We start from the raw sequence: 310 nt of genomic DNA, 5'->3' as shown, positions 1-310 counted from the left end.
ATCGCAGGCACGGCGACGTCTTTTCCATTGCGGCTTCGCCTACATTCCAAAGCCGCGCCTTCTGCGGGCGTTAGAGCTAAAGAGGAAGATTATGAGTCTAGACCCATTGTTCAATAAGGACTGCGAGCTAGTGGGTTGGATAGAGCCCGACGAACACATTTTCGATACATCCATGCAGTGGGTTGCTTACGTTCGAAACGATCATGCATGGTCAGCGGACAGCGGAAACTGGCTCGGTGCTGTTGAGGGAATTGTGTGCCGCGATACCAGCGGCAAGCCGGTAGCTTGGAATCCGGAGCAAGTTGTTTCA

Annotated in this window: 1 protein-coding gene; it reads left to right on the top strand. The window is 53.2% G+C overall.

Features of this window, described 5'->3' with window-relative positions; genetic code table 11:
• Positions 1–91 precede the first annotated feature (91 nt).
• The coding region (locus tag ACFC20_RS17540; RefSeq protein WP_375194108.1) for a 4-fold beta flower protein at positions 92–310 on the top strand (219 nt) is incomplete at its 3' end.

It is taken from the genome of Marinobacter sp. (assembly GCF_041984545.1).
In the GTDB taxonomy this organism is placed as follows: domain Bacteria; phylum Pseudomonadota; class Gammaproteobacteria; order Pseudomonadales; family Oleiphilaceae; genus Marinobacter.
This window is presented reverse-complemented; position numbering and strand designations above follow the sequence as displayed.